The organism is Carnobacterium sp., assembly GCF_032094055.1.
GTDB lineage: Bacteria > Bacillota > Bacilli > Lactobacillales > Carnobacteriaceae > Carnobacterium_A.
In genome coordinates this window covers 15457-20261 of record NZ_DAMDAK010000016.1, presented here as the reverse complement: position 1 = coordinate 20261, position 4805 = coordinate 15457, and the positions used below count along the sequence as shown (strand labels likewise).

The window sequence follows — 4805 nt, the reverse complement described above, 5'->3', positions numbered from 1 at the left end:
AATGATAGGATGTATTCAAAGTCATAGTGAGTTTTTGAGCTTCATCACTGCAGCGGGCTGACAGTTCATTTACTTCTTTATCCTCTTCTGAAATTGGATGCCCTTGTTTGCAAAACTCAAGAAATTCGTTCATCTCCATATAAAAACTCCTCTGTCCTTCTTTTTTTATGCGTATTTCGGTCTGACAGGTAATGATTCAGCAAGGATCACCCCTATAAGCTTGAACCAGACAATACTTAAATTTTGCTTAATCACATTAGTAATTTGCTTCAAAACAATAGTAACACAATTAGCTAAAAAATGACTTTATACAGTTAGCATTTGTCCCTTTCTTTTCTTTAGGAGCTATTTTTTTCCTCATCCATTTTTCGGTATCTCTACATTTTATCGTTACCCTGAAACAAAAACTGGTTGCCATTCATTTGTTAAATCGTTACACTTTCGTTAAAGAGGTGAAGGGTATGACAACAAAACAACGTGTATTGACTTTTTTAGAAAAAAATAAAGGATCCGCTGTTTCTGGACAAGAATTAGCGGATACCTTACAGCTTTCTCGAACTTCTATTTGGAAAGCGATCAATTTATTGAAAGAAGATGGTTATGCAATTGAAGCAGTACCGAATAAAGGGTATTGTCTCTCGGCAACTTCTGATCTTTTATCGGCTGAAGCGATACGTCCTTTCTTGCTGCCAGAATTAAAAGAACGGCCTTTTCATATTTTGAAAACAACGGAATCGACTAATAATGAAGCGAAAAAAATAATCGTTGACCAAGCAACTACAGAAGCGATCGTTTTATCTGAAGAACAGACAAAAGGCAAAGGACGTTTAGGAAGATTTTTCTATTCTCCACCTAAAACAGGCATTTACATGAGCCTTATCCTAAAACCGCATTTGACGACAATGGATGCAACATTGATCACAACTGCTGCTGCCGTTGCGGTTTGTTTGGCGATTGAAAAAGTAACAAATAAGAAACCGCAAATCAAATGGGTCAATGATCTTTACTTAGATGGGTATAAAATTTCAGGTATTTTAACGGAAGCCATCACAAATTTTGAAAATGGAACGATTGAAACGATTATTCTGGGAATCGGTTTAAACTTTAGAATGCCACTTGAAGGCTTTCCAGCAGAATTGCAATCCATCGCAGGAAGTTTATTATCCTCAGAAAACCCTGAACTAACTCGTAATGAGTTAATTGCTGAAATCGTTAATCAATTCCATTATATTTACCAAGAGATTGAGACTAGAGAATATCTCAAAGCTTACAAAGAACGTTGTTTTGTCTTTGGAAAAAAAATCAACTTTAAACAAGGAAAGCAAGAGTTTGAAGCTGTTCCAATTGATCTTGATCAACAAGGCGGTTTGATCGTTAAGATGAGAGATGGCGAACACCGTACCTTATCTTATGGCGAAATAACCATCAAACGTCCATTTAATAAGGAGAATCTAAAATGAAAATGAATGCAAGAGATCTTACGTATTGCAGTGTTATGGCTGCCTTAACCTTTATCAGCGGATTTATCAGTATTCCTCTTGGGCCGATTCCTTTAACCCTGCAAACCTTATTTGCTTTGTTGACAGGAGTATTGCTGACAAAAAACAATGCCCTTGTATCGCAAGGATTGCATATAATTTTAGTCATCCTTATAAATGGATTTCAATCTTTCCTCACTCCAAGTTTTGGCTTTGTTTTTGGTTTTGCAGCAGGAGCGTATGTTATCGCGTTTATATTAGAAAAATACCGTTTCTCTATGCAAACTGTTTCAGTAGCTGTTCTTATCGGCTCGCTGATTATTTACCTGATTGGACTTCCTTATATGGCATTTATTTTAAATGGTTATTTGGGTAGCAACTTATCAGTATTTCAAATTTTCCAAATGGGAATGTTGATCTTTATTCCCGGGGACATCATCAAAGCGGTTATTGCCATTGCTCTTGGTCTGCGGTTACGCGGAAAAATTGCTCGTTCTCAAACATCCATTTAATTGAGGTTCTTGTTTGTTAATCTGCTTTTTCTGGCATAACGATGCTAGCTGGGTCAATACCAAGGGATTCGGCTGTTTCCTCATTGATAAACAGTTCTAAATGATCGGAGGTTTCTACTGGCATTTCAGCTGGTTTTTTCCCCTGCTTAATTATTTCCAAAGCCATCCGTGCTGTCTGACGTCCTAAGTCTTCGTATGTGATACCGTAAGTTGCTAATCCGCCTGATTCCACCATTCCAGCTGATCCTGGAACTACTGGCAAGCTGTGTTCTTTCGCGATCTCACTGACAGTTGGCATCGTGCTGGTCAAAGTATTGTCTGTAGGAATGTAGACTCCGTCAACTTCTTGAGCCAGAGAGGTCATCACTTGTTGAACATCATTAGTTGTTGTGACCGTTGCTATTTTAACTTTCACTCCCGCAGATTCAAGCGCTTTTTGTGCTAAATCAGCTTGAACTTTAGAATTCGGTTCACTGGAATTGTAAATAATACCAATCGTTTGAGCGTCAGGTGTAAGAGACAATAACAAAGAAACTTGATCTTCAATCGGAACCATATCGCTTGTTCCGGTAAGGTTCATACCTGGAATTTCGTTGCTTTCCACTAAACCAGCATCAACAGGATCTGTAATAGCTGTAAACAAAATGGGATCTTGACTCGTTAAATTGGCTAACGTTTGAGCTGCAGGAGTTGCAATAGCTAAAATCACATCATTTTCTCCAGCTAACCGCTCACTCATACTTTGCAAATTGGCTTGGTCTCCTTGTGCATTTTGGTAATCAACTATTAAATTTTCGCCTTCAACATAACCTGCTTTTGCTAACTCATCTAAAAATCCTTCACGAGCAGAAGATAATGGGCCATGCTCCATAAACTGCAATATACCTACGTGTACGACTTCATCCTTTTGGCTGCCTGCTGCATTTCCGCATGCTGCCAAACTGAGTGCTGCAATAAATGCCATAGCTAAACCTACTAATTTATTATTTTTTCTTTGCTTATTTTTCATTTCTTCTTCCTCCTATTTTTTTGGTTTATCCAAAAGAGAAGCCCATCAGCACTCCTCTTTTAGCTAACCCATTAATGACAAACAACTTTCCTAACCAATAAAAAAACACCCACTTAGATTTTGGATAAAATCTAGGTGGGTGTTTCGTCTGTGTTCAACAAAAAGACATTTTAGTATAAAAGTTATGTGATAACCACCTAGATTTTAAATTTCATCTATGTGGCCTAAATCATCAAACTCAAAGAGCTCTAGCCATTATAGATACAAACAAAGTTGTTAGTTGTTTGCATCCATGAGTAATCATTTCTACAAACAGCATCTAAGATAGCTAAAGTAATAGTTATTTAATTGTAGTTGATTCTGGATCGCTGATTGCTTTTCCATAATAATCCCTCACAATTTGAATTTGATAAACAAAGCATACTGAATAACGCTGTGGAAGTCAACTAATTTTAAAAAAGTTTTGATTCCCACCAATCAGTTTTCTGTTTTATATTCATTCAAAAAAACAGATACTGATTGATAATCAGCATCTGTTCTTCTTTTCCTAAATATATTATTTAGCGTTTGGTACAACAGCGTAGCTGGTATCAGCCAGCGCCTCTTGAAATACCGATTCATTGATATCTTTTTGGCTTTCTACCACAGCCGTCTTACTATCTAAATCAATTATTACACGTTCAACACCGTTTACTGCTTGAATTTTTTCAGCAACTGTACTAGCACAGCCTTCACATTTCATACCTTCGATCGTTAATTCTTTTTGCATTCTTATCTCTCCTCGTAAAGTTAGTGGTCTTACTTTTTTATTTACTTTGTAGTTGGTTTAAATCTCTTTAACCGCAAAGCATTCAATAGAACCGATACAGAACTAAAACTCATCGCTGCTCCAGCAAGCATCGGATTCAATAATGGTCCGCCGAATAAGAACAAGATTCCCATTGCGACCGGAATGCCCAATGTGTTGTAAGCAAAGGCCCAAAATAAGTTTTCTTTGATATTCTTGATGGTTGCTTTGCTCAATTCAATTGCCGTTGGAACGTCCATCAAATCGCTTCTCATTAAAACAATATCCGCTGATTCAATGGCAACATCTGTTCCCGAACCAATAGCAATTCCGATGTCAGCTTGTGCTAAAGCCGGTGCATCATTGATCCCGTCTCCTACCATCGCAACTTTTTTGCCTTCAGCTTGGAGTTTCTTCACTTCGTTTGCTTTTTCTTCTGGCAACACTTCGCTTAAGACGCGGTCGATTCCAACTTGTTTGGCAATCGCAGCAGCAGTCCGGGTATTGTCGCCCGTGATCATCGCAACTTCTAATCCCATGCGATGCAATTTTTCAATGGCCATTCTACTATTTTCTTTGATCGTATCTGCAACGGCAATGATACCAGCCAATTGACCATCAACCGCTACATACATAGGCGTTTTTCCTTGACCTGCTAATTCATCTGAAACAGTGGTCAACATTCCCAATGAAATTGAACGTTCATCCATTAATTTTTTATTTCCTAATAAAACAAACTGATCATTTATCGTTCCTTCAATTCCATGTCCCGGAACAGCGTTAAAATCATGTGTCTTCAATAAAGTCATCTTTTGTTCTTCTGCTGCATTGACAATCGCTTCACCTAGTGGATGTTCCGATCCTTTTTCAGCAGAAGCAGCTAAAAGCAGCAAGTCTTCCTTAGAAAATTCATTTGTATTGATGATATCCGTTACTTTAGGTTTGCCTTCTGTGATGGTTCCTGTCTTATCAAAAACGATAGTTTCGACTTGATGAGTTGCTTCAAGTGCTGTCCCGCT

General features: G+C 37.9%; 5 protein-coding genes. 2 read left to right on the top strand and 3 right to left on the bottom strand.

What is annotated here, in order from left to right; all coding sequences use genetic code 11:
* Positions 1-461: 461 nt before the first annotated feature.
* Together RT405_RS04100 and RT405_RS04095 are read left to right on the top strand one after the other, a co-directional pair.
* Positions 462-1460, top strand: coding sequence for a biotin--[acetyl-CoA-carboxylase] ligase (locus RT405_RS04100; protein WP_313467796.1), 999 nt, complete (start codon positions 462-464; stop codon positions 1458-1460).
* The gene (locus RT405_RS04095; protein WP_313467794.1) at positions 1457-1990 is read left to right on the top strand and encodes a biotin transporter BioY; all 534 of its coding nucleotides are present in this window, start codon (positions 1457-1459) and stop codon (positions 1988-1990) included. The genes RT405_RS04100 and RT405_RS04095 overlap by 4 nt, the downstream gene beginning before the upstream one ends.
* Positions 1991-2006: 16 nt before the next feature.
* On the opposite strand, the gene RT405_RS04090 is transcribed toward RT405_RS04095, so the two are convergent.
* From RT405_RS04090 to RT405_RS04080, 3 genes are all read right to left on the bottom strand, one after another.
* Positions 2007-2999 (bottom strand): ABC transporter substrate-binding protein, encoded by a 993-nt coding sequence (locus RT405_RS04090; RefSeq protein WP_313467792.1) that lies wholly within the window; start codon positions 2997-2999, stop codon positions 2007-2009.
* Between the two features lie 556 nt (positions 3000-3555).
* Complete coding sequence (locus RT405_RS04085) at positions 3556-3768, bottom strand: heavy metal-associated domain-containing protein (RefSeq protein ID WP_313467790.1); 213 nt, start codon at positions 3766-3768, stop codon at positions 3556-3558.
* Positions 3769-3809: 41 nt separating this feature from the next.
* Positions 3810-4805: heavy metal translocating P-type ATPase (locus RT405_RS04080; RefSeq protein WP_313467788.1), on the bottom strand; the 996-nt coding region annotated here is incomplete at its 5' end.